This is a genomic window from Enterocloster bolteae, assembly GCF_002234575.2.
Lineage (GTDB): Bacteria > Bacillota > Clostridia > Lachnospirales > Lachnospiraceae > Enterocloster > Enterocloster bolteae.
In genome coordinates this window covers 2,169,304-2,193,393 of the sequence record NZ_CP022464.2, presented here as the reverse complement: position 1 = coordinate 2,193,393, position 24,090 = coordinate 2,169,304, and the positions used below count along the sequence as shown (strand labels likewise).

Here is a 24,090-nt window from a genome sequence, read left to right as displayed (position 1 = left end):
TATGCACTATGTACAATTGAACCAGGGGAATAAAATTCCCCAGTTAGGCCTGGGTGTCTATCAAACCGCAGACGGACAGCAGACCATGGACGCTGTTTGCTGGGCGCTGGAGGCCGGATACAGGCACATCGACACTGCAAAGATATATGGAAATGAAAAAAGCGTGGGAGACGCAATTCGTGAAAGCAAAATTCCCCGCCAGCAGATTTTCCTTACCACAAAGCTGTGGAATGATGATATACGGGCCGGACGGACAGAGGAAGCATTTAATGAAAGCCTGGCCGCCCTTCAGACAGATTACATCGACCTTTACCTGATTCATTGGCCTGCAGAGGGTTTCACCGAGGCCTGGACTGCCATGGAGAAGCTCTATAAACAAGGCAGAATAAGGGCCATCGGGGTCAGCAATTTCCACAAATGCCATTTGGATGAACTGGAGAAGAGGGCAGACGTCATGCCTGCCGTCAATCAGGTGGAATCCCATCCCTACTTTAATAATAATGAACTGATTGATTATTGTTTCAGCCGCGATATTGCCGTGGAAGTATGGAGTCCCCTGGGGGGGACCGGCGGAAATTTGCTTCAGGATGAAACGCTGGTCCGGTTGGCACAAAAATACGGCAGGACACCGGCCCAGATTGTCCTGCGCTGGGATATCCAGAGAAATGTGGTAGTCATTCCCAAATCCACACACCGGGAGCGGATTGTCTCCAACCAGTCTATTTTCGATTTTGAATTATCCGACCAGGACATGGAAGCAGTCACCCGCTTAAACCGCGCAGCCAGGGTTGGGGCGGATCCGGAGCATTTTAATTTCTAGTACCATCAAAAACAGGCCCCTGGCCTAACAAATCACAAGCAAAAAAGGGGGGCAACCCGTCCGCAGGTTTCTCCCCCTATTGCTGCTTATCACGTTCCCTCTCGCCCTTTCCTCTCCTTTCCTCCCCGTTCTTCCCCCTTTCTTCCATTTCTTACCCATGCTCTCCCTTCCGCTTTCTGCCAACCTTCATTTCAGGCGCATTCATCTTACAGACAAGTATAGTGCAGACAGGCAAAAAATCTGATATAATAAACACAGTTCCTTAAAACACTTAAAGGAGGCGTCACGAATGCCAGACATAAAAATTGTTTCCAGCGAAATAGAGGTGACTCTCAAGGTCATCGGCGGGAAATGGAAGCCGCTGATTCTGCACTACCTGCAGTACGGGGGTGTAAAACGTTATAATGAAATCCTGCGTTATCTGGGAACCGCCCCCAAAAAGACGCTGACCGCGCAGCTGAGAGAATTAGAGGAGGATGGAATTATTGACCGGACAGTCATTCCCACGCTTCCTGTCCAGGTTGAATATTCCATAACAGAACACGGAAAGACACTTTTTCCGATTCTCAGCCTCATGTGTGACTGGGGATATAAAAATATGGGGGACCGCTACCAGCTGACGCATCCCACCTGCGGTTGTGAGGATGAGGAATAATAGCAGTAACGCATGTTTACACACTCAGCCGGGCTTTTGCGCAATTAGGTTATAAGGGCAAGGAGGATATATTTCCTTTTCACATCATGGAAAAAGGCGCCTGGGGACATTGATGTGATACCATTATGTCCTTAAGCGCCGTTGCTTTCTTTTTCCAATGGGATTTGTTATATACAGATATCCTTTTATAAAATGGTGAAAATAAGGAATCTTCCCACATCATACCAGTCATCTGACTGGAAGGTTATGGTATAAGGATCTTTCTGGGTTGCGCCGGGATAATAGCTTCCTGATTTCGCCAGTGTATGGTCCTTAAAACACAGCTCTACATCGAAATGTCCAGGCAGTACAATTCTGGCTTCTGCCAAATCCTGTTCCAAGGCATGCTTTGCAGCCTTCTCAATCTGTTTACATGCCAATTCCCCGCTGATTCCTCTATTCCTGCCTCCGATGTCGTCCTTTACCGGTACTGTCACAAGGCATGGGTGATACTTCTTCCCTGTCTGGCACAGGCTTCTGTCACCGGTCAATAGTACACTGGGGACATTGCGGTAGGCTGCCATATAGCTGTAAATCATAAACTCAGAGGCTATCTCCCCATTTACTTTGATGGAATGTACCTTTGAATGCGAAATGGTATGGGCGAGATTATTGCCCTCACACCCTGCCGCGCTGTGATAGCCCACATAAAAAGCAGCGTCAAAGCTCTCGTCGATGCCCTCTACCATTACATCCGGGGCATATGTATAGCTTCTGATCAGCTCCACATACTCCGGCATGTATTCCGGGAGAATGTTATTTCCGTGGCCATGGGCATCCTTAATTACGATTTCATCAGCCCCGGCAGCGTGTGCTCCCCTGGCGGCGGCAACCGCTTCTTTTGTCATCTCCAGACGGTTGCGCTCATAGTCCAATCCGCCCGGCGCTGTTGAGTCCCAGCCAACCGCATTGGCGGTTCCCTCGATATCAACACTGATATACACCTTCATTTTATTACCTCCTGTGATTCTTACTCATACATTGCCGCATCACATTACCGGATGATAAGCGGCATCAATAGAACTCCTGCCAACAAACAAAATTTACTGCCCATGGAGGCCGCTATTATACAGGACGGAGAAATTTTTTCTACAAGGTAAAGCCTCTCTTCTTCATTCCTGGATAAACTTCTGGCAACCTCATTGATTACATTCCTCACACCGGGAAATAGGTAAAACAAACCAATGGTGGCCGAGGCGCCTAACCACGGATCAAAACCAAATACTTTCGCTCCCAGCATTCCGCCCAGAACCAGTCCCACTCCGCTTAACAGGATAACCAGCAGCAGCGGAACGATTTTAGCCATGATTTCCTGGAGCGTCATATCGTTGAGCATTTGAAACAGCAGGGCGTAGATAGCAGCCATTACAAATCCTCCGGTCTGCGTACGGTCCAGCATGTTCATCCGGAACAGTCCGATGAATGTACCGCCAAAGCCAAGTAAAATCAGCACGATTGACCAGCCAAGGCCGGTAATGCCTCCCAGCCACATGGCTAGTGCCGTAACGACAATCAACTGTAAGAAGGCAACTGCCTCTGTCTCATACTTTGGAGGAATCCAGGCACAAAACCGCGGACTTGGATTTTCAGAAGAATTAAAAGGCGCCCCCCATTTGTTGAGCTTTCCCCCATCGGAATGATCCACAATTTTGTCTGTCAGATAAGCGTCCGAGGCAATAAGCTTCCCAGCATATTTTCTTGTAATCAGCGAACCCACCGGCTGTCCGATTGCGTCAATGGTACACGCCAGCAAGAGCGGTATGGTGACCATCTCTGTCAGGCCGGTTCCCTTCAAACGGTCTAATACAATCAGCCCTCCGGTCAGGCCGGAGCCGCAGGTCGTCATTGCCGCCGCAAACATCTCTCTCGGGTCATAAAAAAGGCCTCCGACTACTACGGTACATAAAAAATCTGCCAGTACTGCAATACAGCCTATGATGACAAATTTCCAGTTCTTTACAATTGATATTGGGAGGATACTTGTTGCAAGCCCTGCAACAAACACAGGAAACAATATATCCCCCAATGCCGCCAGTCCGGATACATCAGGATAGGTCTTAGGCATTCCACACCATATGGCGATAAGATACGCGACAATAGCAACTGCCAGGGACGGAAATTTTGCTTTCGTTTTCAACGATACAATATCCCCTAATGAAACAAAGGCAAAGCAAATTACGATTGCAATAACAGGTGCCACTTTTACATCACTTCCCTTCATATTTTATGGTACTATTCCTATTGTTATATTTTTTCCCTTTTGTTATAATGGAAAAAAATATGCAATAGTACTCAATTCCTGCAGGAAATCAAGCTATACATATAAAAAATGTATGATTGTACTATAAACCATAAAGTAGCTTTAGAGTCAACATGTTTATCAATACAAAGGATGGTGTTATGCCGAAAAAAAATTATATAGGGAAAATAGCCGATTTATTCAGCGTTTCAATTGCAACACTGAGATACTGGGGAAAGGAAGGCCTGGTCAAATTCGACCACAGCGAAGAAAATGGCTACCGCACCTGGTCCATGCACACACTGCGCACCTTGTGCGACATCACCTTATACCGGCAGCTTTCCATACCCATCCAGGATTTAAAGCATATACATGAATTAAATGCAGAAGAAATCTATTCCCTTCTCCAGTGCCGCCGTGAATACATATGTGATATGATTGAGGATCTACAGGATAAGTTGAAACACATTGACATTAAATCAGACCAGGTCAATACCGTAAGAACAATGTTGTATTCTGAACCCAGCTTTTTATCCCTCTCCCTTCCGGCCATCTGCGCTTATGAGCTTTTGAATAAAGAAAACCTGTCCCACCTGTATGACCACGAAAAGGAATTAGTCATCCTGATACAGCCGCAAACCCCATCCAGATATGACTATGGCCGGTTTACTGCCGTCCCGGCAAATCCGGGTACGCTCCTTCGTCCCAAGGATGATGCGCCGCGTGTTTATCTGCATGTACTTCTAAAAAGCTCATATGAGGATCCGGCTGATAATGACTTGGCCATCTATTATGATTATCTTAAAATGCATAATTACCGCCCCGGTCCTGCTATCGGGAGGGTGCTGGTTTCTGCCTGTGAAGGAAGGCTGATGAACTATTATGATACGTACATAGAGGCCATACCTTTCAAAACTTCAACAATATTCCAAAAGGACGGTATATCATGAGCTCTAATGAATCAGAAAACGAACGGTACGAAATGCTGGTGAACGGGGACATACACAAGGTTATCCCGCGGCTTGCCGTCCCCACCATCATCAGCATGATGGTCAGCGCCATCTACAACATGGCAGATACATTTTTTGTGAGCCAGCTTGGCACCAGCGCCTCCGGCGCTGTGGGCATCATATTCTCAGCCATGGCCATCATCCAGGCCCTGTCCTTTACCATCGGCATGGGCAGCGGCAACTACATGGCCCGGTGTCTGGGCGCCGGACGCCATGAGGACGGGGAACGCGCTGTCTCGGTCGCGTTTTTTACCGGCTTCCTCCTGGGTACCTGTCTGGGCGTTTTCTGCCTGTTCCACATTGACCAGGTTGTGATGCTTCTGGGCGCCACGGAAACCATCAAGCCCTATGCAGTGGAATATGCCCGCTATATTTTCCTGGCCACGCCTTTTATGATGTGTTCCTTTATCATGAACAACCTGCTGCGGCTCCAGGGCCTGGCTGCCTTTGCCATGGTGGGAATCACCGCCGGCGGCATCCTTAACATTGCCCTGGACCCCATCTTCATCTTCGGCCTTGGTCTGGGCACATCCGGGGCTGCCATTGCCACCGGCCTGTCCCAGTTTATCAGTTTCTGCATTCTCCTCGCCCAGTGCAACCTGCGCAGGGAGTGTATCCATATCCGCATTGGCAATTTCCGTCCCTCCCTTTTCCTTTACGGCAAGATCTTAAGCGGAGGCCTTCCCTCCCTGACCCGCCAGGGTATGGCCAGCATAGCGACTATTGTGTTAAATACCACGGCCCACCCATTTGGCGACGCGGCCATCGCTGCCATGGCCATTGTGAACCGCCTGATTTACTTTGTCAACTCAGCCGTCATCGGCTTCGGCCAGGGGTTCCAGCCCGTGTGCGGATTTTCCTACGGCGCCAGAAAATACAGCCGGGTCCGCCAGGCCTACTGGTTCTGCGTGAAATTTACCACCTGCATACTGGTTGTGGTGTGCGCAGGCGGCTTCCTGGTCTCCGGTCATGTAATCAGCCTGTTCCGGAAAAACGATCCTGAAGTCATTGCCATCGGCACGCTGGCCCTGCGCCTGCAGATAGCCACCATGTGGATGAACGGATTTCTGACCATGAGCAACATGATGTCCCAGTCCATCGGCTACGGATTCCGCGCCACCCTTCTGGCTATCTCACGCCAGGGTCTGTTCCTCATTCCGGTGCTTCTCATCGCCGCCCATTTCCTGGGCCTTTTGGGCATCCAGCTGGCCCAGCCCGTTGCCGACATCGCAACCCTGGTTCTCACCTTAGTCATAATCCGGGGCATCTTCAGGGAATTTAACAAGTTAGAGGGCCTCTAAATCGCCGTCCAATGTGTTCTACATCCTGGAATTTATCATATATTTTTAATAATTCCCATCTCCAGGAGCGTTTATGAATCACTCATTGACCGCATCCTCCCCTGTCTCCAAGCGCTTGTCACCCAGGAAAATGGCCTTCATCACCGGGACCCTACTCCTGACCTCCACCGGGTTCATATGCAGGATACTGGGATTCTTCTACCGAATCTTCATGTCCAGGACCATCGGCGCCGAGGGACTGGGGATTTACAATATGGTGCACCCCATATTCAGTATCTGTTTCGCTGTCTGCGCAGGCTCCATCCAGACCGCCCTGTCGCAGTACGTGGCTGCCAACCAGACCAGGGGCAGGGCCGTATTCAGGACGGGTCTGGTCATTGCCATGGGCATGTCCTTTCTCCTGGCCTGGGTCATCTATGGAAATGCCGGTTTCCTGGCAGAAAAGCTTCTGCTGGAACCAAGATGCGCCCCCTATCTGCCGGTGATGGCAGTGTCTGTTCCCTTTGCAGCCCTCCACGCCTGTATCAACGGTTACTACTACGGCATGCAGAAAGCCCGTGTCCCCGCCTTTTCCCAGGTGGCGGAGCAGGTCATACGCATGGGCGCCGTGTTCCTCATCGCCAGCATCTGGCTGGAATCCGGACGCCAGATTACGGTAAGCCTGGCTGTATACGGGCACCTGATTGGTGAGATGGCATCTGCCGTGTTCACTGTGTTCTGCCTTGGCTTCTTCCCGCCCTGCAAAGACGGGGATTCCCGCCGAGCTCCGGCCATCCCCCTTTCCTTTGGCGCCACTGCGGCCCCCCTTATGGCTCTGGCCCTTCCCCTTATGGGAAACCGTCTGATATTAAATGTCCTGGGAAGCGCGGAAGCCATATGGATCCCCAACAGGCTGATGAGCTCCGGCCTCACAAACTCAGAGGCCCTGTCCGTATACGGCGTGCTGACCAGCATGGCCCTGCCCTTCATCCTGTTTCCCTCTGCCATCACCAACTCCATGGCCGTGCTCCTGCTGCCCACGGTGGCCGAAGCCCAGGCCGACGGCAACGAGGCCCGTATTTCCTCCATGATATCCATGTCCCTGCGCTACAGCTGCTATATGGGTGTGCTGTGCATCGGCATATTTACCATCTTTGGGAACCAGCTGGGCGTCAGCGTATTCCACGATCAGAATGCAGGTACATATATCACCATCCTGTCATGGCTGTGCCCCTTTATGTACCTGGCCACTACCATGGGAAGCATCTTAAACGGTCTTGGCAGGACTTCATCCACCTTTTTCCAGAATGTGTTTGCCATGGTCATACGGCTGGCGTTTGTACTCTTTGCCATTCCCAGATACGGTATCCTGGGATACCTGTGGGGCATGCTGGTCAGTGAACTGGCCCTGGCCCTCATGAGCTTCCTGGCGGTAAAGCGACTGGTACCCTTTTGCTGGGATACCGTCAACATGATAGTTAAGCCCGTGCTCCTTTTACTGATTTCCATCGGCATGTATCTGGCATTTTCCCAGTCCTGCTTCTGGCTTAAGGAGCTTCCCCTCTTTATCATGACAGCCGTGCAGATTCTGTTCCTGAGCTTCAGCTACATGGGACTTCTGCTCCTGTTCCACAAAAAGCGGCCCCTGCCTTAAACAGGGACCGCTCTTTTCTTGCTTTGCCGCCCATATATTAACGGAAGCGTACTTACGTGTTATATTTTTCCACATAATAGCTGAGGATGTCCGTCAATATATAGGATTCATATATCTCGAATACAGTTTCATTATCATGGTACAGGCAAAATGAGGCAGCGTTGATTCTGAGCAAGGGCTGGTTCTGCTCAGTCTCCAGATATCCGTAGATCTCACTGCTTCCCACTGTGGCGTTTAAAATCTGGCGCGCCTTTGTGAAGGAGAGCTGGTAAAAGGATTTAAGCACTTCATACAGGGAGTTGTGGTTGAAATCAAATAACTCCAGCTTGGGAAACAGCTTCCTGGGGAGGATAGAGGTATTGATACAGTAAGGCCTGCCGTCCGCATAATAAATGCTCTTGATGACATAGACCTCCTCCCCTTCCTCCAGCCCCATCCTTCGCCTTATATCCGCGTCTGCTTCCTCCACCTTCAGTGACAGCAGCTTTTTGGACGGCGTCTTTCCCTGATGGAGAATGGCCTCGGTAAAGCTGTAGATACGCGACAGCCCCTCCGAGCCATGGTCCCTGACAAAGCTTCCTTTTCCCTTGATTCGGTAGAGCAGCCCCTCATGAACCAGCTCGTCTATGGCCTTCCTGACTGTAATCCTGCTTACCCCATAGGATGCGCACAGTTCATTTTCCGACGGAATGACCTGGTTGGGCCTGTATTCCATGCTCTCGATTTTATGTATGATATCCTGCCTGATCTGCTCATATTTGGCTAATTTCTCTCTCATAATAACCTCAATCCGCTCTCTTTTTGTTTTTATCATTATATACTGAGAGCGACATTCTTTCAACTTATTGGAGAGAGAAAAGGGTTCATTCCGCTGTTTTCTGCGATATTTTCCTCCAGTTCATGTATCCGTAGAGGGAATTCAGCAGATTCACTGTTTTCATTACAATGATAAGCAGGGCCGTGGTGTCCCCTGATACAAACACCATAATCCACATGATAATAGACAGAGCGTTGACAATAACCCACATAAGCCACTGCTCGGAATAACGCAGCAGATAGAGCATACTGGCTATAACGGATACCACTGTGGTCAGTGAATCCATGAACGCAAAGGAACCGCCCATGTATTTTAACAATTCTGAATATCCCCAGACTCCCACGGCTGTGGCTATGGCTACCCCTGCCACAAGCTTAAGCGTCATGGTACGGAATCTGACCTCGCCGTCGCTGGTTGCGTTCTTCTTCCACAGATAGATGGCCGTGGCGCTGACCGGAATGCTGTAGAGCACATTGTACATGACCTCGCCGTACAGCGGGATTCCCAGACACTGGTACGCGTACATGGCGCTGTTGATGATGGCAAAATAAAGTCCTGCCACCTTGCCCTTTGCTCCCAGCACCAGGTTCAGGCTGCCTGTAAGGCTTAAGACAAGCATGAACGGCGTATCCCCGTTGATAAACCATATGACAGTCATCAGGGAACACACGAAAATCAGCCAGACTTTCTCAAATATACTCCAATCACGAAAGAACTCTTTTATCTTATTCATTTAAACTACCCCTCCACATTCGTATGTTTACTGCACCCGTTCAGGATATACGGCGCAAAATCCTGCTGTTCAAACATTTCCCCGGTCATCACCGGCCCCTGGATGCTAACGATTGCCGAGGCCACCCGGTTGGCAAGCCTCACGCATTGTTCCGTATCCAGCCCTTTGGAGTACCCGGCAATCATGGCAGCCACATGGCTGTCGCCTGCACCTATGGTATCCTTTACCTGTGTTTTATAGGCAGGGACCTGCCTCATCACGCTGCCGTCATAATACATGGTGCCGGAAGCTCCCATGGTGACCACCACAAGGTTATGATTCAGGCCGTACAGGTACTTCAGGCAGTCCTCCACAGACGGCTGCTTTGCGTAATCAAAGGCTTCCTTTTCATTGAGATGGAGAATGGGACCCACTGAAAGGATGCGCTCCATCACAGCCTGGTCAATGTCGGTTATGACCGGTCCCGGGGCAAAGAAAACGCGTTTTTCCTTCATCCTGCCCTTCGCGCCCGCCATCCAATCGGAAATGACCCCGCCGCTGGTACCGCACACCTGGTATCCGGCCACATAGATGCTGTCGTAGGCATCCTGGGACAGCTGTTCAAACCAGGAAGGCCTGAAGCGCCCTTCCGCGCCCTTGACCGTGATAAATGTGCGCTCTCCATCCTCCTCCACCAGGCACAGGCAGTAACCGTTGTCCGACTCCTCTTCCCTGATAAGGATTTGGTATCCCAGCTTTTCCAAATCGCCTGCGATCATATCCCCGTACATGCCCCTTCCCACAGGCACGAAAAGGTCGTGGTCCACGCCAAAGCCCCGCAGCGTACCTGCCACGTTGTAAGCACATCCTCCCACCGCGGACACGGTTTCGCTGCACAGGATATCCTCTCCGCTTTTAGGCAGACGCTTTATTTTCATGATAATATCAATGATGGCCGCACCTATTACAAGGGTTTTCATGCAAATCTCTCCCTTCCCTTTTCCAGTATACGGATGTAATGGTCAAAGTCCGCATCATTCTGCTGCCTCAGGGTCCGGATGTATTCCGGTTTTATCCTTCCCATCCCTGTAAATGCCCCGCAGACAGCAGTGGCCATGGCTCCGATGGTGTCTGTGTCACCTGCCATGTTGGCACAGAGCAGGCAGGACAGGTTTGGATCCTGGGCATAGTATGCCACGGAAAGGGCGGCAGGGACAGACTCAATAATACCTACCCCGGTACCCACCACATCGTAGAGCTTATGGATAAATCCCTCATCATCCCCCTTATAGGATCCGGCGATGTCCAGACCAATCCTTAAGCGCTCTCCCAGCCTTGGACTGAAGGTCTCGCAGCCCATGCCGTAACCAATCTCCTCAATCCCAAACACATCCTCCATTACTTTCTCAAAGTCATCCTTCACAATAGCCGAACTCACAGCCTCGGCAATCATGGCAGCCCCGGCTATGGTCACATCACTGGTGTGTGTGGCTCTTGACACCAGGTAGACATATCTGGCAATGTCCTCCTTTTGTTCCGGCCGGAACAGGCAGCCGATGGGTGCTATCCTCATAGCGCTTCCGTTGGACAGCGCCTTATCCGTAATCCTGGAATCCTGGATGTTATCCCTGAAATTTGCCAGGGCCACCTTGGAGGTGGGACCCAGAATATTGTTTTCAAAGGCATTTTCCTTCTCAGCCCAGGCCAGCATCCTCAGAGCAATGTCTCTGGTGTCCGGTTCATAGTCAGTGGACTCAATGGAGTCCAGAAGAACAAGGGCCTGGCCCGTATCGTCGGTGAACTGGCCCTTCTTATAGTTGAACGCCACATCATTCTCAGCCGGTCCGTCCAAGAATCCCTCAATCCGTCCAAAAAAGGCCTTTACTCTCTTTCTTCCCCACAACTCGGCAGGCATCCCCATGGCATCGCCCAGGGCCATCCCGTAAAGGGCTCCGGCAATTTTGTCTCTCATACTGTTACCTCCTGGCAATTTATTATTACATATTGTTATTACAACTTGTATTGTTATTTGCATTATAATATTATCTGACATTCCTGTCAATATAAAATTACATTTTTATGCATATAGCTGTAAAATAATACTGTTTTTTTCGCTATTATTCTATTTTTTTGTATGATATGTATAATTAAGGTGAGTTCTGTTCTCTCCTCTCTTTCCGGCTGCCGCATAAAAAAGCAGGCCATACAGGTTAGATCCGGTATCCCCGCAGAGTAAATTTAGTCCGGCAGGGCCTGTTTTTTCGGCTTTTTGCCAGCCGGCCCTCTGGTTGACTTTCCCTTGGTTTCGAGATATAGTATTTAAATGGCTATTTTTGAAATACGAAAGGATTGAGATTTATATGGAGAAAAACAAAGAAGCAAAAGAGGTGGACCTGGGCACGGGCAGCGTGGGGAAGCTTCTTTTTCAGTTGGCCCTGCCGGCCATTACAGCCCAAATCATCAACGTTCTGTATAATATGGTGGACCGTATGTATATCGGCCACCTGCCCGGCGAAGGCGCCAACGCGCTTACAGGGGTAGGCGTCACCTTCCCGGTTATCATGGCGATTTCCGCCTTTGCCGCCCTGGTAAGCATGGGCGGCGCTCCCAGGGCATCTATCATGCTGGGCAAGGGCAGGAAGGACGAAGCAGAAAACATCCTGGGCAACTGTACCACTGCCCTTATAACCGTGGCCGTTGTGCTGACTGCCTTCTTCCTTATCTTCGGCCGCCGCATCCTGCTGATGTTCGGAGCCAGCGGCAATACCATAGAGTACGGGTGGGCTTACATGCAGATTTATTCCCTGGGAACCATTTTTGTACAGCTGGCCCTTGGACTCAACGCCTTTATCAATGCCCAGGGATATGCCAAGACAGGTATGTACACCGTGCTCATCGGGGCCATATGCAACATCATCCTGGACCCCATTCTCATGTTTGTGTTTCACATGGGCGTTCGGGGCGCTGCCCTGGCCACCATCATATCCCAGGGAATCTCCGCTGCCTGGGTTGTCCTGTTCCTGATATCGAATAAGAGCTACCTTAAAATACGCACCTGCTTCATGCGGCCCAAAAGGGAAATTCTCATGCCGGCCATTGCGCTGGGCGCAGCCCCTTTTGTCATGCAGTTCACGGAAAGCATCCTGAATATCTGCTTTAATACCTCCCTCTTAAAGTACGGGGGAGATGTGGCAGTAGGGGCCATGACCATCATGGGAAGCGTGATGCAGTTCTCCCTACTGCCCCTTCAGGGACTGACCCAGGGCGCCCAGCCCATTATCAGCTTTAACTACGGCGCCAAAAAGCTTGACCGCGTAAGCAGGACCTTCCGGCTGCTTCTGACCTCATGTATGACCTACTCAACCGTACTTTGGGCTGTGGCCATGTTTGTGCCCATGGTGTATATCCGCATCTTTACCCAGGATGCAGCCCTGACAGCCTTCAGCGAGTGGTCCATCCGCATCTATATGGCCGCGTCCCTGCTCTTTGGAGCCCAGCTGGCATGCCAGCAGACCTTTATCGCCATCGGAGACAGCAAAACCTCCCTGTTCCTGGCTCTGCTGCGGAAGGTCATCCTGCTGATACCGCTGATTTACGTTCTGCCCAACCTCTTTGAAAACAAAGTGTTTGCGGTATTCGTGGCAGAACCCATTGCCGATACCATAGCCGTATGCACCACGGTAACACTGTTCCTTCTTTCCTTCCGGAAAATGAAACGGGAGCTGGGAGCCAATGCCTGATTGTATCCGCATCTGACGGACAGAGCCGGATATCCTATATCAAAAGACACCCCAAAGCCTTTTTATCAGCTTTGGGGTGTTCCATATCTACACCTGATCGTAAATCGTCTGTAAGAACTTCACATCTTCATGATACCGCTCCCTGCTGGAATTCTCCAACAGCATGGCAATATGGGGCTTCCTCTCCTTTACATGCCTCATAAGGGGTTCATACTGGAAAAGGCCGTCACCCACATGGCGGAACAGCTGTTCCTGGCCGTCAAAGACAAAATCCTTTACATGAAGGGCGCCTATGCGGTCGCCGTAATATGCAAAAGCCCTGTCAATAACCTCTTTCTGTGCCTCCGGCTCCGCCTGTTCGGGGTGGATCAGATTCACGGCGTCCAGTATCACCTCCACATTGGGGGAATCAATGTCCTCCAGGAACCGCTTCATCCGGGCAGGGCTGTACAGCGTGTGGTTAAATACGCCCTCCACACCTACAATAACTCCCAGCTTCTCAGCCGCAGCCACGATCTCCCTCATGCTCCTTAAAAGCAGCTGGTAGGCGTCCTCTGTATAGGATTCCTCTGTGACCCTGAAATCCGGATCCAGGCGTCCTGTCTCGGTTCCCACCATATCAGCCCCTATGATTCTGGCATATTTCATATGTTCGATGAAACGCGCCACCTCTGCCTGGCGTATGGATTCAATGGGATTGACAGGATTGATATAGCAGCCCAGCACAGCCACATGGATTTGGTTCTTCTCCAGCTCCCGGGCAATGGTCCGGGCAAAACCGGAGCTGTAATGGCCTGCGGTAAAATCATAATCGCTGATGGACTTTCCGAATGCCAGCTGGATTTGACGGATATCATGTTCCCTTACCTGGGCAAACAGCTTCTCCATTTCCATCTTCGGACATAAATCATGGCATCTCATGCCTGTATTCAGTTTCATGGACCCTTCTCCTTTGCAAACGTTTTCAAGTCCTATTTTACCACGGTTATTCCCGGCCTGCCAGTCCTTTCCCGTCTTTTTCATTTTTTTCTTTACCGGCTTTTTCCTTCATATAGGCATCCATGGCATCCGCCACGGTCTTGGAATAGGCCACTGCCTCCACCACGGTCTTGGCTCCCAGAACCACATCGCCGGAGGCAAAGATTCCCTCCACTGTTGTCTCCCCCTGTTCGTCCGTCTGCAGAAGGCCGTTTCTGGTGGCCTTCAGCCCCTCTGTGGTATTGACCAGCTTGCTCTTTGGCCCCTGGCTGATGGAAATAATAACAGAGTCAGCGTAAACCTGCTCTTTTTCCCCGGAATACCCCGTCACATTGCCTTCCTCATCATACAGTATCTGCTGAAATACAGGCCCGTTGTCATTGATTTCCACAATATTCCTGCTGAACTCAAATTTAGCTCCGTCCAGCATGGCATACTGCGTCTCATGAAGGCTGGCGTCCGAATGGCTTCCCCTGGCATAGAGGGTCACATGGTGGGACCCTTTTCGGATGACGGTCCTGGCCACGTCCATGGCGGAATTGCCCACTCCGATGACAGCCACCCTGTCCCCTAAGTCGTAGGCATCCGGATTAGCCAGGTAATCAATGGCAAAATGCACATTTCCCAGGGATTCTCCCTTGATTCCCAGCTTCTTGGGACGCCATACGCCGGTGCCGATGAAGATGCTCTCATATCCGTCCCGGAACAGGTCCTTGATTTCCAGAGCCCCTCCTATGGTGGTATTGGGACGAATCCTGATTCCCATGGACAGAAGCTTTTTCTTATAGCGCTCCAGTATCGCCTTGGGCAGACGGAATTCCGGTATGCCATACTGCAGTACGCCGCCAATCTTGTCCCTGGAGTCAAAGATGGTTACACTGTACCCCTTCTTTGTCAGAAGGATGGCGATTGTGATACCCGCAGGCCCCGCCCCGATAACAGCCACCTTTTTCCCATTCTTTGGCTGGCACTGGACGTCAATACGCTCCAGGCATGTGTCCGATATATAATTCTCTATGCTGCTCACATGAACCGGCTGCCCCTTCCTTCCCAGGACACAGTGGCCCTCGCATTGCCGCTCATGATTGCATACAAGGGAACACACCAGTGACATGGGGTTGTTGGAAAACAGCATGGCCCCTGCCTCCTCCAGTCCCCCCTCTTTCAGGGCCTTAATCATGGCTGGTATGGGGGTGTGGATTGGGCATCCCTGCTGACACATGGGTTTCTTACACTGAAGACAACGGTTGGCTTCGTCGATTACATGAACTGCCATGGCATGATTCCTCCTCTAAACTGCTCTCATCTCATTTTTGCAGCCCCAATCATAGCACAGCCATACAGGGGAATCAACAGAGCCGGTGTACTTTTTGCAAAACAGCCCGTCGCAAAATTAACAGGACAAACCGGCAATTCTCAGGGACTGTTCTGACCTGCCCGGACCACCTGACAGCAAAATGCCCCCGGGACAGGTTCATACCTGAATCCCGAGGGCATTTTGCTGTAAACAGAGAGGGACAACCGGTATCTGTCCCTCTCTGCTCTCGTTAAATGCTTCACCCGTTAAATAAATAACTTTTAATCTTCTCCTGGCGGCTGCCGGTTTCTGCTGCCTCTTCCTGCTACCGCTGTACGGCTGCCCTGCTTCCTCTGACCACCCGGAACACGCCGGACATCTCCAGCATCTTGGCCACATTGAAAAAAATAAAGGAATCAATGGGCCATTTCACTATGTTCTGTATGACCCTGGGAGGCAGGAGTATCATGAATGCCTGCCCGTACAGGATGCTGAGACACAGGGTATTGAGAATCACATTGCACACCAGGCAGACCAGAAAATGGGCCGCCAGCACCCTGGTCAGCTTTAATGGTTTCTTATAAAAGAAAAACCCGTAAATCAGGCCAGCCAGCATGGTCACCAGGGTCAGGCCGGGAAAGAAGGCCCCCACCGGCTTGATGAGATACTTGATGATATCCAGCGCCCCCGCAAACAGACAGCTGACTGCGGGGCCAAACAGATAGGCCACTAATTGGTTGGGTATGCCGGAAAAACCGATTCTCTGGGTGTTCGTCAGTTCGATGCGGAAATTTACCAGGATGATTGCCGCTGCCGCCAGCATGGCGCACACAGTGATGGTCCTGACACTCTTAAGCTCCCGGGACGAGCTGCCGAACAGTTCTGCTAATTTCTTCATGATTCATTACCTCCTTTGCAGATTTCACGGACTACAAACGGAGATATACAATGGCAGGTGCAGGAACCTTTCTTCCTGGCATACAAAAAACGGCCCCGAAAACCCATCCGGTGCATCATTATGCCCGGACATGGCTTCCCTGTGCGAGAACGTGCTGTATCATTGATTTTCACACACGCTTTTGGCCGGCGTAAACCGGCTGCACATAAAACAGGCCGCTCCATCTATCTCTGTTGCAGCGGGATGCGGCATATGTACCGCAGACAGTTTCCCTTTGGGAATCCTCTTTCGTCCAGCTGACAACTCCCTGTCCAGCCGGCACTTAACGCACATATACCTACTCTGCTTCTGTTTTTATTGTACCTTCTACTATACACTATATATGAAGATATGCAAGCACTTTTTTGACATCTTCCTCCGCGGCTTATTACGGCGCTTCCCAGTAATAGGTACCGTTCTCCAGGGTACGGATGGCAAAATCCTCATCATACAGGTATTCCAGACAGGAAAAGGTCTTGCTTATGACCATCTTAAGCTTGATGAACTCAGACTGGTCCCTGGGCACATGGTCTATACCGTAAGCCAGACACGCCACCTCCTTGGTGGTCATCCTGTGGTGGCCGTGGTCCAGGATATGCTTGATCAAATCCGTCTTATCCAGATAGGCAAAGACAATCCGGTCCACCACCCGCTTCACATCCCGGATGGGCTCCTTGTGAGCCGGAAGAATCAGGCAGTCCACATACTGGTGCTTCAGCTTTTCCAGAGAGTCAAAATACCCCTTAAGCAGATGCTCGTCGGGATAGGTGGTGCCCACAATGGGCACAATGCCGTCAATGACCTGGTCCGCGCAAAAAAGTATCTTATGGTTCCGGTCGTACAGCCCCATCTGCCCGTAGGTATGTCCCTTAAGCCCCACTGTCTCCAGGTCATAATCCCCATAGCTCAGAATCCGTCCCTCACTGACCGGCGTATAGGGATATCCCGGAATCTCGAATTCCCATCCCCTGTTCTCCCGGATCCTTTGGTTTACTTCCATAAACATGTTCCATATCTCCGGCGTCCCATCCTCTGTCACCCCGACGCTTTGCAGCACCTGGGGCTGGTCCTCCGTGGATCCATGGCTGTGGTTATAGTACAGACAGTCATAGCAATGCCTGTCTTCCTGGGGATTCATGAACAGCCTCGCGCCTCTGGCCGCATACTCGCTGGCCAGACCGCAGTGGTCATGATGCTTGTGGGTCAGGAATATATCCAGCCTGTCATAGGTGATTCCCAGTTTTCCCAGCGCCTCTTCCATGACGTGCAGACACGTCCTGCTGCGAAAGCCCGCGTCCACCATCAGGCTTCTCTCCCCATCCTTTCCCGGAATAAGGAATATCTTAATCTCATCAATGCTTTTCTGATTGCTGTGAAGCTCCACTTCAAAAATTCCCGGAGCGCGTTCCAACATAACTTCCACCTGTCTTTCATTCTGTCATTCTATAGCCATATCCGTTGTCCGGCCTGCCGCCATGTCATGGTTTCCCTGACATCCGGTCCGTTTTTTTCATCCGCCTTTTCGCTGTTCTCACCACGGACCACGCGATTACGGTTCCCATGACAATTCCCGCCAGCACATCCGTTGGAAAATGTACAAAGAGATACAGCCTGGAAAACGCGGTAAGCACCGCCAGCATCAGGGCCGGAATCCCCCATTTCCTGTTAAAAAGGAAGATGCAGACCGCTCCCTCAAAGCTCACCAGGGAATGCCCCGATGGAAAGGAGAAATCCTTTGGAACAGCGACCAGCAGTTCCACGGAAGGATCCAGCCAGCAGGGACGCTGCCTGGCCGCTATATTTTTAAGCATTACATTGCCCAGGAGAAATCCGGCTGCTATGGATATAAGCATACATCCGCCTAATATCCTGGTCCTGGGAAATGAAAAAAGCAGGACACCCATAAGGATCCAGAACCATCCGTGGTCGCCCAGAGAGGTAATGAACACCATAAGCCCGTCTACCAAAGGCGTGCGAAGTTCCTGCAGTGTATATAAAATCTGGAATTCGATAACGTCCACCTCATTTCCAGGTTAATATCCCCTGTTCATACCATTATATCCCACACAGTATTATTTTGCAATCTGTTAATATTTTAACAAAAAATGCGATTTTAGTCAAAAACCTTGCATTTTTATAAATATGTGATAAAATCCCTAACAAAATAAAGGCTCCGGAGCGTATAAATTCCGATACATTCCTCAGCCCCATAAAGGGAGAATATGAGTATGGCAAAATCAAGTGTGAAAGAATTCCTGAAACGGAAAAATGTAAACATCACGGTGCAGACCTATCTGATTGACGCCCTGGGAGCCATGGCCTTCGGCCTGTTTGCTTCCCTTCTCATCGGCACCATCTTCGGTACCCTGGGCCAGCAGTTCCAGATAGAAATTTTCAATGTCATTGCCGACTATGCCAAAAGCGCTACCGGCGCAGCCCTGGGCATCGCCATTGCCCACGCCTTAAAGGCACCTCAGCTGGTGCTGTTTTCCGCTGCCACGGTAGGCATCGCGGGCAATGCCCTGGGAGGTCCTGTGGGCGCCCTGGTCGCCACCATTGTGGCGGCTGAACTGGGCAAGATTGTATCCAAGGAAACACGTCTTGATATCATCGTAACGCCCGGCATCACCATTATCTCCGGTGTGCTGGTGGCCCAGTTCGTGGGACCAGGCGTGGCCGGGTTCATGAACTGGTTCGGAAATCTGGTAAAGACAGCCACGGAAATGCAGCCCTTCATTATGGGGATCCTGGTGTCAGCTCTTATCGGCATTGCCCTGACCCTTCCCATCAGCAGCGCTGCCATCTGCATTGCCCTGTCCCTGGACGGACTGGCCGGAGGTGCTGCCACAGCCGGCTGCTGCGCCCAGATGATTGGATTTGCCGTTATGAGCTACCGCGAAAATAAAATCGGCGGACTGATGGCCCAGGGCCTGGGCACCAGTATGCTGCAGATGGGCAATATTGTACTCAATCCCCGTATCTGGATACCTCCCACACTGGCATCCATGATTACCGGCCCCATAGCCACCATGGTATTCCGCCTGGAAAACATCCCGGCCGGGTCCGGCATGGGTACCTGCGGGCTGGTAGGCCCCATCGGCGTATATACGGCCATGGGCGGCGGAACCAGTATGTGGGTGGGCATCCTTCTGGTGTGCTTCCTGCTTCCTGCTGTGCTGACCTTTGTGTTTGGGGAGGTACTGCGCAGGATGGGGTGGATAAAGGATGGGGATTTGAAGTTGGATTTGTAAGGTGGAAGGTACGCGGACGGGGGATTTGAGTCGGGAAAAGGCGTGGGGGACGGGCGGGGAGGTTTGGCTCATGGTTCCCTCGGGAACAGTCTCTAAGCCAGGAGAGGGGGCTGTAATCCCTTGGTAAAATTCCCCAAAACTCCCCGCCCGTCCCCCACACCTTTTCCAGCTTATTCTTTCTCATGTCCGCTGGCGCTTCCACGCTTGCGGGTGGGATTAAATAGGGCTTGGTTTATTTTCATTATATGCTTTTGGGGCAGGTGTAGCGGGGGAGGGTTTGGGTGTGTTTTCCGTATTCGATGGCTTGGCTTGGACAGCGGTTTATGCAGGCCATGCAGTGGGTGCAGTTTTTTCCCCAGACCGGGGTTCCGTTTGTCAGACGGATGTTGTTTAAGGGGCAGATAACGGCGCATTTGCCGCAGGATGTGCAGGCGCTGGTTGCCTGGAACTTTTTGGCGTGGACGAACATTGGGTAAAAGAGGATGTTTACTATGCTGCTGTTGATTTTGTCTTTTCGTGTTATGGGAAGCTGGGGGAATGGCCTGCTGTCCTTGATTTGCCGGGCGGCTTCGTCTATTGCCCTCAGGGAACCGCGGATTATTCCGGCTGCTTCTTCCTGGGTGGGAGTGGCGAACATGGCAATGTAATTTTCAGGCATGATTATCTGGGCGCAGCCCGCATAGTTGAGGCCTTTTGCGTCGGTTAGCTTTTTTAGGTATCTGCCTGCGTTTCCAATGTTTCCGCCGCAGGTCATTACGAAGTATATGGTCCTGTTTCCGGTTAGTTCTGTTTTTTCCAGCCATTCCTGCAGAATGCGGGGAATTCTCCACGCATAGGTGGGGGCGGCCACAACCCACGGGGTGTCTGAGTGTATGCTTGAAAAGTCGCGGCTGCGTATTTTCTCTCCCAGATTCATGATATTGTCGTCTGTCTCTTCTCTGATTCTTTTCGCGGTATATTCACTGTTTCCTGTTCCTGAAAAATATAGAATCATGGCTGTTGTCTCCTTCTGCCTTTATGGCTGTGGGCTGATATGCTGTACGCTTGTGCGGATAAGGCTGGTTAAACGGGCTGTCTCTTTCTGTTGGGTTTCGTCTGCGCTTACATCGTGGTTGTTAGTTCATTAACCATTATAGCGGACAGAGGGCATGAATACAACATTGGTAAAAAAATTCATTACCAGCCATGTTCTTTTGGGGAGAGTATGGAAAAGACGGACTATCGGCATACAGCTGATGGTCCGTCTTTTGCGTCACGGCAGTTTGATTGATTTGGTTGAATCCATGATTCTCTGAAGCTCGGAAAGATCGGTGACCACTCCCTGAAGGTATTCCCTGTCTTCGTAAATCAGGTAGTTGGTCTGGTCCATAATCCAGATGTAGCCCCGTGAGCTTTGCATGCGGTAAACCATGATGCCGCAGCTTACCTGGCAGGCCAGGCAGTCTACCTCTCCGGTGACTCTCCGGCGGTCCTCCGGATGTATCATGTTGATAAATTTGTTGTCAAACAGATCCTTTATCTGCTGCCGGCTGTAACCAAATATCTCAAGGAAACGGCTGCTGATATAAGTGAAGTCAAAGTCCTTTGTCCTGGCGCAGCGGTGGTATCCGCCGGGCATGTCGTTGTTGAGAATGTTTAACTCTGCATTTTCCCTGGCCAGAGCGCTGTTGCGCTCCCTTAACAGGCGCTGGGCTTCCATGCTCTCAGAGATGTCCGTGCATGCGCTGATGATGGCCAGGCGGCCGTCCTCCGCCTCGATGACACGGCCCTTGTCCAGGGTCCAGAACCAGGTGCCGTCCTTCTTGGGCATGCGGTAGGTGGTGGTGTATTCCAGGCCGGTGTAATATCGCGGGCCTATGTCTGCCGCCACCCGCTGCCGGTCATCAGGATGGATGGTATTGACCACCTTTCCCCGGATTGCCTCTGACAGCTCCTCAAAGGTTTCATAGCCCAGCAGCTTTACCATCTCATGATTGGCAAAATACAGCGGAAATCCTTCCTCGCAGTAGCCTCCTATCATGCCTCCGGGCGTCATCTGGGCAAAGATGGCGGCTGCGGCCCTGCGGTTCTCTTCGGTCAGCGTCATGAAGGACTCGTCCTTTTCTGATATATGTACCGCGGATGACAGGGCGCGCTGGGAGGCCTCCAGCTGCTGCTCCCTTTGCTTTTGCTGGGATATGTCGCTTATGGCCCCGTAGTAAAGCCAGTGGCCGTCCTGCTCCCTGAGGAAGAATACCCTCAGATGCATCCACATGGAGGTGCCGTCCCCCCGCCTGCTGCGCAGTTCCCCCTCCGCCCCCTTTATAGGATTCTGCCTGGCCCGGCTGAATATTTCCATCACCTGGTCCCGGTCATCTTCAAATACGGTGCCCAGAATGGTTTTGCGCACCTCCTCCAGGTCCATGCCTGTGGTCCGGGTGACGGAACAGTACTGCTCATTGACCCGAAGCAGCTCCAGCCTTCCATCGTATAGGTCGTAAAATGCAACAGCGCCCAATATGTTGTTCATCATGGCATCGCTCACCATGTCCCCGTTCATCAGCTCCTGAAGGCGGATTCGCTCAATCTGTCGCGCCTTGATTCCCCTGAAGTCAATGTTGGCCTCATCTGACAGGATCTGCTCAAAAACCTCAATGGGCATGGGATGGTAGAAATAATATCCCTGTCCATAGGTGCAGCCCATATCCTGAAGCAGCTCCATCTGCTCTTTGCTCTCAACCCCCTCTGCAATCATACGGATGCCCACAATATTGGCCATGCGGGTGATTGCCTCCAGGATTCCCATGCCCTTACCCCACGCTTTCGTGGTCCATGTCCAGAAATTTCATATCAATTTTCAGGACATCTACATTCACATCTTTAAGCATGTTAAGGGAGGAGTAACCGCTGCCAAAATCATCCATCAGCACGGTAAAGCCCGCGGACCGCAGTTCCTCCACCACGGCTGTTATAACCTTGTACTCCTCCACATAGGCGCTCTCCGTAATTTCGATCTCTATAAGCCTTGGATCCAGGCAGTAACGGCTGATGAGTTCCTGGAATACACGGGTCACGTTCAGGGTATATATGTCTATCCTGGATACGTTGACCGATATGGGGACCGGTTTGCGGCCGCTGTCTATCCATTTCTTTACATTTCTACAGACTTCCTCCCAGACATACAGATCCAGCTTTGTCACCAGACCATTATTCTCCAAAAGCGGGATGAACACCCCCGGAGCTATGAGGCCCCGCTCCGGGTGATTCCAGCGCACCAGAGATTCAAGCCCCACAATCTTTCCTGTCCTCATGTTGCACTTGGGCTGGGCATAGAAGGTAATCTCGCCGTTTTCCAGGGCCCGCTGTATCTCAGAGAGAAGCCTGTGGTCCTCCTCCAGCTTCTGCTTCATGCGGCTGTCATACCGGCTGACCCTCTGGGCGTAATTGCCCTTCACAGACGACAGGGCTATAACAGCCAGGTCGTACATATTGCTGACAGCAAGGCCCCCGCCGTCAATACCATAGATGCCAAAGGCCGGAAGGAATCCGGCTGTACCGCCTCCTTCATATACCTGGTTATCTCCTCCTGCAGCCTGCGCAGGACAGCAGGCGAATCAGGTAGAAGTATAACGAAATCGTCTCCGCCCATATATCCGGCAAGGCCGCCCTCCTCCGACTGCGTCTTGTTCAGAAGTTCTCCTATCATGGCCAGAAGGCGGTCCCCCGCCTCCTGTCCGTACCAGTCATTAAAAAGCTTGAAATGCTCAATATCAATAGCCATAAGGCAGTAATCTTCAGGATTTTTCACATGTTTAAGAAAGGCAGCCGACTGCCTGAAAAACACCGGCCTCCTGCAAAGTCCGGTAATGGGATCTAAGCCCTCCTCTGTCAACTGATTTCCCAGGGCCAAGGATTCTTCCCTGCGTTTCTGTTCGTCGATGTCCTGGATAAAGCACATGACGATGTCCTCGTCCTCAGCGCCGCTTAAAATAGGCACCACAATCTGCGCCACCCAGCACCAGGTTCCATCCACCTTCCGTTTGCGGAACTCACCTTTAAGGATACGGCTTGCGTGCTGGTCCGACAGGCACGATGCAATGCGCCCCGGCTCCCAGAATTCCAAAAAACGCCGGGCGTCCTCCGGGTGAATCATATGTTCCGATACCTCCTGCACCATGGAGCTTAAGGTTCCCTCCGGCGCAGGAATCACATACTTTCCTTCCTGATGGTACAGTATCTTATAATAGTCCCTGGTAAAATTCAACTCAAACAATTCGTCATAGGCAGAAATACTGGTAAGATTGTAAAAGAGATTCTTGTTGCCCTCATTGATTTCCCGCACCAGAATCACCCGGCAGGGCCCCAGGCCCGGCCAGTCCATGTTCCCGGAACTCACCTCCACCCACTGCTGGATCGCTTTATTATAAAACATGACAGCCCCGTCCGAATCCCGATTCAGCGGACAGCCCTGGCAGGGCCGGTCCTCTCCGCACAGCTTCTCATAACAGACGTCACCGCAGCGCACATCCTTAAACCGCCGCTTCAGGGCATCGTTGAAATGCACCAGCCTGTAATCCCTGTCTATGATATAGATGCTTGTCTTCTCACTGCTTCCTTTCGTACTCATGCAAGTACCTCTTTTCCGCACGCAGCTTTTCATTGAAATATATTAATTATAATCT

General features: G+C 51.2%; 19 protein-coding genes, 1 pseudogene and 1 riboswitch. Of the genes and pseudogenes, 7 read left to right on the top strand and 13 right to left on the bottom strand.

Annotated features, from left to right (window positions below; genetic code table 11):
- Position 1: 1 nt before the first annotated feature.
- Both CGC65_RS10295 and CGC65_RS10290 read left to right on the top strand, forming a co-directional pair.
- A complete protein-coding gene (locus CGC65_RS10295; protein ID WP_002569470.1) occupies positions 2–820 on the top strand; it encodes an aldo/keto reductase in 819 nt (272 codons plus the stop codon).
- A gap of 289 nt (positions 821–1,109) precedes the next feature.
- A complete protein-coding gene (locus CGC65_RS10290; RefSeq protein ID WP_002569471.1) occupies positions 1,110–1,475 on the top strand; it encodes a winged helix-turn-helix transcriptional regulator in 366 nt (121 codons plus the stop codon).
- Between the two features lie 185 nt (positions 1,476–1,660).
- Here the strand turns inward: CGC65_RS10290 and CGC65_RS10285 are convergent, their stop codons facing one another.
- Positions 1,661–2,464: a M55 family metallopeptidase gene (locus CGC65_RS10285; protein ID WP_002569472.1), complete on the bottom strand. Its 804-nt coding sequence runs from the start codon at positions 2,462–2,464 to the stop codon at positions 1,661–1,663.
- A 44-nt stretch (positions 2,465–2,508) separates the two neighbouring features.
- The gene (locus tag CGC65_RS10280; protein WP_002569473.1) at positions 2,509–3,735 is read right to left on the bottom strand and encodes a hypothetical protein; all 1,227 of its coding nucleotides are present in this window, start codon (positions 3,733–3,735) and stop codon (positions 2,509–2,511) included.
- A gap of 179 nt (positions 3,736–3,914) precedes the next feature.
- Between CGC65_RS10280 and CGC65_RS10275 the strand changes: the two genes are divergently transcribed.
- The 3 genes from CGC65_RS10275 to CGC65_RS10265 all read left to right on the top strand — a co-directional run bounded on the left by CGC65_RS10275 (position 3,915) and on the right by CGC65_RS10265 (position 7,697).
- The gene (locus CGC65_RS10275; protein WP_002571232.1) at positions 3,915–4,703 is read left to right on the top strand and encodes a MerR family DNA-binding transcriptional regulator; all 789 of its coding nucleotides are present in this window, start codon (positions 3,915–3,917) and stop codon (positions 4,701–4,703) included.
- Complete coding sequence (locus CGC65_RS10270; protein WP_002569475.1) at positions 4,700–6,064, top strand: MATE family efflux transporter; 1,365 nt, start codon at positions 4,700–4,702, stop codon at positions 6,062–6,064. The genes CGC65_RS10275 and CGC65_RS10270 overlap by 4 nt, the downstream gene beginning before the upstream one ends.
- 73 nt (positions 6,065–6,137) lie before the next feature.
- Complete coding sequence (locus CGC65_RS10265) at positions 6,138–7,697, top strand: putative polysaccharide biosynthesis protein (RefSeq protein ID WP_002569476.1); 1,560 nt, start codon at positions 6,138–6,140, stop codon at positions 7,695–7,697.
- Between the two features lie 52 nt (positions 7,698–7,749).
- Here CGC65_RS10265 and CGC65_RS10260 read toward each other — a convergent pair whose 3' ends face one another.
- The 4 genes from CGC65_RS10260 to CGC65_RS10245 form a co-directional block, all read right to left on the bottom strand.
- Positions 7,750–8,475: a GntR family transcriptional regulator gene (locus tag CGC65_RS10260; RefSeq protein ID WP_002569477.1), complete on the bottom strand. Its 726-nt coding sequence runs from the start codon at positions 8,473–8,475 to the stop codon at positions 7,750–7,752.
- An 85-nt stretch (positions 8,476–8,560) separates the two neighbouring features.
- A complete protein-coding gene (gene pnuC / locus CGC65_RS10255; RefSeq protein ID WP_002569478.1) occupies positions 8,561–9,247 on the bottom strand; it encodes a nicotinamide riboside transporter PnuC in 687 nt (228 codons plus the stop codon).
- 5 nt (positions 9,248–9,252) lie between these two features.
- Positions 9,253–10,206 carry a PfkB family carbohydrate kinase gene (locus CGC65_RS10250; RefSeq protein ID WP_002569479.1) on the bottom strand — a complete coding sequence of 318 codons (954 nt, stop codon included), beginning with the start codon at positions 10,204–10,206 and terminating at the stop codon, positions 9,253–9,255.
- A complete protein-coding gene (locus tag CGC65_RS10245) occupies positions 10,203–11,198 on the bottom strand; it encodes an ADP-ribosylglycohydrolase family protein (RefSeq protein ID WP_002569480.1) in 996 nt (331 codons plus the stop codon). The genes CGC65_RS10250 and CGC65_RS10245 overlap by 4 nt, the downstream gene beginning before the upstream one ends.
- A gap of 388 nt (positions 11,199–11,586) precedes the next feature.
- On the opposite strand from CGC65_RS10245, the gene CGC65_RS10240 reads away from it, so the two are divergent.
- A complete protein-coding gene (locus CGC65_RS10240) occupies positions 11,587–12,966 on the top strand; it encodes an MATE family efflux transporter (RefSeq protein WP_002569481.1) in 1,380 nt (459 codons plus the stop codon).
- 87 nt (positions 12,967–13,053) lie between these two features.
- On the opposite strand, the gene CGC65_RS10235 is transcribed toward CGC65_RS10240, so the two are convergent.
- From CGC65_RS10235 to CGC65_RS10215, 5 genes are all read right to left on the bottom strand, one after another.
- Entirely contained in the window at positions 13,054–13,905 is an 852-nt protein-coding gene (locus CGC65_RS10235; protein ID WP_002569482.1) for a sugar phosphate isomerase/epimerase family protein, read from the bottom strand.
- A gap of 46 nt (positions 13,906–13,951) precedes the next feature.
- A complete protein-coding gene (locus CGC65_RS10230) occupies positions 13,952–15,220 on the bottom strand; it encodes an NAD(P)-dependent oxidoreductase (RefSeq protein WP_002569483.1) in 1,269 nt (422 codons plus the stop codon).
- A gap of 346 nt (positions 15,221–15,566) precedes the next feature.
- Positions 15,567–16,139, bottom strand: a complete 573-nt coding sequence (locus CGC65_RS10225; protein ID WP_002569484.1) for a folate family ECF transporter S component — start codon at positions 16,137–16,139, stop codon at positions 15,567–15,569.
- Between the two features lie 234 nt (positions 16,140–16,373).
- Positions 16,374–16,486, bottom strand: a riboswitch (THF riboswitch).
- A gap of 80 nt (positions 16,487–16,566) precedes the next feature.
- Entirely contained in the window at positions 16,567–17,592 is a 1,026-nt protein-coding gene (locus CGC65_RS10220; protein ID WP_002569485.1) for an MBL fold metallo-hydrolase, read from the bottom strand.
- Between the two features lie 64 nt (positions 17,593–17,656).
- On the bottom strand, positions 17,657–18,199 hold the full coding sequence (locus tag CGC65_RS10215; RefSeq protein WP_002569486.1) for a phosphatase PAP2 family protein: 543 nt from the start codon (positions 18,197–18,199) through the stop codon (positions 17,657–17,659).
- Positions 18,200–18,406: 207 nt separating this feature from the next.
- Between CGC65_RS10215 and CGC65_RS10210 the strand changes: the two genes are divergently transcribed.
- Positions 18,407–19,429 carry a PTS sugar transporter subunit IIC gene (locus CGC65_RS10210; RefSeq protein WP_002569487.1) on the top strand — a complete coding sequence of 341 codons (1,023 nt, stop codon included), beginning with the start codon at positions 18,407–18,409 and terminating at the stop codon, positions 19,427–19,429.
- Positions 19,430–19,670: 241 nt separating this feature from the next.
- Here CGC65_RS10210 and CGC65_RS10205 read toward each other — a convergent pair whose 3' ends face one another.
- Complete coding sequence (locus CGC65_RS10205; protein ID WP_002569488.1) at positions 19,671–20,423, bottom strand: EFR1 family ferrodoxin; 753 nt, start codon at positions 20,421–20,423, stop codon at positions 19,671–19,673.
- 258 nt (positions 20,424–20,681) lie between these two features.
- A pseudogene (locus tag CGC65_RS32485) lies at positions 20,682–24,035 on the bottom strand (EAL domain-containing protein).
- Positions 24,036–24,090: the final 55 nt, after the last annotated feature.

Coding starts and splice junctions, on each gene's coding strand:
- CGC65_RS10285 (WP_002569472.1), bottom strand. CDS start 2,464: ATGAAGGTGTATATCAGTGTTGATATCGAGGGAACCGCCAATGCGGTT.
- CGC65_RS10290 (WP_002569471.1), top strand. CDS start 1,110: ATGCCAGACATAAAAATTGTTTCCAGCGAAATAGAGGTGACTCTCAAG.
- CGC65_RS10210 (WP_002569487.1), top strand. CDS start 18,407: ATGGCAAAATCAAGTGTGAAAGAATTCCTGAAACGGAAAAATGTAAAC.
- CGC65_RS10250 (WP_002569479.1), bottom strand. CDS start 10,206: ATGAAAACCCTTGTAATAGGTGCGGCCATCATTGATATTATCATGAAA.
- CGC65_RS10225 (WP_002569484.1), bottom strand. CDS start 16,139: ATGAAGAAATTAGCAGAACTGTTCGGCAGCTCGTCCCGGGAGCTTAAG.
- CGC65_RS10280 (WP_002569473.1), bottom strand. CDS start 3,735: ATGAAGGGAAGTGATGTAAAAGTGGCACCTGTTATTGCAATCGTAATT.
- CGC65_RS10235 (WP_002569482.1), bottom strand. CDS start 13,905: ATGAAACTGAATACAGGCATGAGATGCCATGATTTATGTCCGAAGATG.
- CGC65_RS10270 (WP_002569475.1), top strand. CDS start 4,700: ATGAGCTCTAATGAATCAGAAAACGAACGGTACGAAATGCTGGTGAAC.
- CGC65_RS10220 (WP_002569485.1), bottom strand. CDS start 17,592: ATGTTGGAACGCGCTCCGGGAATTTTTGAAGTGGAGCTTCACAGCAAT.
- CGC65_RS10260 (WP_002569477.1), bottom strand. CDS start 8,475: ATGAGAGAGAAATTAGCCAAATATGAGCAGATCAGGCAGGATATCATA.
- CGC65_RS10205 (WP_002569488.1), bottom strand. CDS start 20,423: ATGATTCTATATTTTTCAGGAACAGGAAACAGTGAATATACCGCGAAA.
- pnuC (WP_002569478.1), bottom strand. CDS start 9,247: ATGAATAAGATAAAAGAGTTCTTTCGTGATTGGAGTATATTTGAGAAA.
- CGC65_RS10240 (WP_002569481.1), top strand. CDS start 11,587: ATGGAGAAAAACAAAGAAGCAAAAGAGGTGGACCTGGGCACGGGCAGC.
- CGC65_RS10230 (WP_002569483.1), bottom strand. CDS start 15,220: ATGGCAGTTCATGTAATCGACGAAGCCAACCGTTGTCTTCAGTGTAAG.
- CGC65_RS10265 (WP_002569476.1), top strand. CDS start 6,138: ATGAATCACTCATTGACCGCATCCTCCCCTGTCTCCAAGCGCTTGTCA.
- CGC65_RS10275 (WP_002571232.1), top strand. CDS start 3,915: ATGCCGAAAAAAAATTATATAGGGAAAATAGCCGATTTATTCAGCGTT.
- CGC65_RS10245 (WP_002569480.1), bottom strand. CDS start 11,198: ATGAGAGACAAAATTGCCGGAGCCCTTTACGGGATGGCCCTGGGCGAT.
- CGC65_RS10295 (WP_002569470.1), top strand. CDS start 2: ATGCACTATGTACAATTGAACCAGGGGAATAAAATTCCCCAGTTAGGC.